General features: G+C 72.3%; 1 protein-coding gene. It reads right to left on the bottom strand.

What is annotated here, in order from left to right:
• Positions 1-47 precede the first annotated feature (47 nt).
• A complete protein-coding gene (locus ACFVIM_RS34870; RefSeq protein ID WP_384310327.1) occupies positions 48-1,862 on the bottom strand; it encodes a serine hydrolase in 1,815 nt (604 codons plus the stop codon).
• Positions 1,863-2,045: the final 183 nt, after the last annotated feature.

A 2,045-nucleotide genomic window follows, 5' to 3' on the forward strand; every position in this document is an offset into this window, starting at 1 on the left:
CGCCCGTCCCTGGTGGGCGGGCGCCGGACCGGGCCTGGTACGGGAGGTCAGACCACCTGCTGCACCTGCCACATCAGGGTGTCCAGTTCACCGCCGAGGGCGGTGCCGGGACGGCCGGCGTTGCAGACGGCGCTCCAGGCACGGCCGTCGGAGGGGCGCACCAGGATGGCCTGGGTCCCCGTGAGCGTGCCGTTGTGCCAGACGGTCCCGGCGCTGTTGACGGCCCAGCCCCGGGCGTACCCCGCCGTCGTCGGGGTGATCGGACGGACGGCCGACGCCGTCGTCATCGCGGTACGGGTGGCGGGCAGGAGCAGATCGGCCGGTGCGGGCAGACCGTCGACCGTGAAACAGAACCGCAGGACGTCGGAGGGGGTGGCCGCCCAGCCCCCGTGGGCGTCCATCCGGTCGACACGCTGCCCGTAGGGTGAGGCGCCGTTCAGTCCGGTGTACACGGCCTCCGCCTCGGCCCGGTCCCGAGCGGTGGCACCGGCCACGAGCATCCGCCCGGCGCCGACGGGGGTGAGCACGGAGGAACGCACGAACTCCCCGTAGGAGAGTCCGGTACGGCGCTCGATGATCCGCCCCAGCAGGCAGTAACCGAAGTTGGAGTAGCCGTAGGTGGTGCCCGGGTCCTGGTTCAGGGGCTGGTTGTCCAGGGTCCAGCTGATCAGCGCGTCCCGGCTGAGGGACGGCTGCTGGAACATGGGGTCGGCGCCGTCGTTGATCCAGCCACCGGCCGAGTGCTCCAGCAGATGCCGCACGGTCAGCGCCCGCAGCCGCGCGCTGTAGGGCTGGGTTCCGAAGGTGGTGCCCAGCAGGGCTCCGGTGCCGAACACGCGGTCGGTGAGGGAGAGCTGGCCCCGGTCGATGAGGAGATGGACGGCGGTGGAGGTGATCGGCTTGCTGACGCTCGCGACCCGGAACCGGTGGTCCGGCGTGGCGATCTCGCGGGTGACGCGGTTCGCGTAACCGAAGGAGCGCGCGGAACGGATCACGCCGTCGCGCGCGACGGCGAACGAGAGTCCCGGCACGGCCCACTTCTGCATAAAGGGTACGACCAGCGCGGCCGCGGCGTCGCCCGCCGCGGTCTCGGGGGTGGCCTCCCAGACGGTGGTGTAGCGGGCCGAGGTTCCGTCACGGACGCCGCTGACATCCACCAGACGCAGGCCCGCGGCACGGTTGGTGTCGACATGGCCCGGGAAGTCGGCGTGGGCCACGGAGTGGGCGGCCGTCCAGGCGTGTCCCGGCGACTTCTCCCATATCGCCGCGTAACGGATGGAGCCGCCGCTGGGGTGACCCACCGTACGGATCAGTCGGAACCCCTGGTCGCGATGGGTGTCGAAGGCGACCTGGTACTCGGCGGCGGTCAGGCCGTGCCGCGCCGACCAGGCGGGACCGGCGGCACGCTCCCAGAGACAGGCGAACCGCTCGCCGCCGGTGTCCTCGTACGGGGAGACACAGCGCGGGCGGTAGCCCTGGGTGGTGAGGTCATCGGAGAGGGTCTGGTACTGGGCGGCGGTCAGGCCGTGGCGGGCGACCCACTCAGGGCCCTGGTCCCGTTCCCAGATGACGCTGAACTGGACCTGCCCACCGGAGCGGAAGACCGACAGGTCCACCGGGCGGAAGCCCTCGGCGGACTGCGCGGTGATCGCGGCCTGGTAGTCGGTGACGGTCATGCCATGGCGGGCCCGCCAGTCACTGCCGCCCTGGACGGCCCAGACACTCGCGTACCGGGGCTGTGCCCCGAGTTCATAGCCCGCGATCCTCAGCGGACGGTAGCCGCGTGAGCTGAGGCTGGTGAACTCGGCCTGGTGCTCCGCCGCCGTGAGGGCGTGGCGCACCACCCAGTCAGTCACAATCATCGGTTCACTCCCGTTGCGCGGGCCCCTCCTCCGAGGATCATGGCCAGCGCCCCTGGGGCCCGCGGGGGGCGACGCTTCCGCCCGATCCCTGGCCCCGCATGCTGACACGGCGGCAGGTGATCACGCACACCTGACCGACGGCGTGAACGCGCCGTCCCCCGGCGCCGGGTGGGGCGCCGGGGG

This window comes from Streptomyces sp. NPDC057638 (assembly GCF_042800315.1).
Classification (GTDB): domain Bacteria; phylum Actinomycetota; class Actinomycetes; order Streptomycetales; family Streptomycetaceae; genus Streptomyces.

Excerpts from the sequence above, each read along its gene's own strand:
- ACFVIM_RS34870 (WP_384310327.1), bottom strand. The coding sequence starts at position 1,862 with ATGATTGTGACTGACTGGGTGGTGCGCCACGCCCTCACGGCGGCGGAG.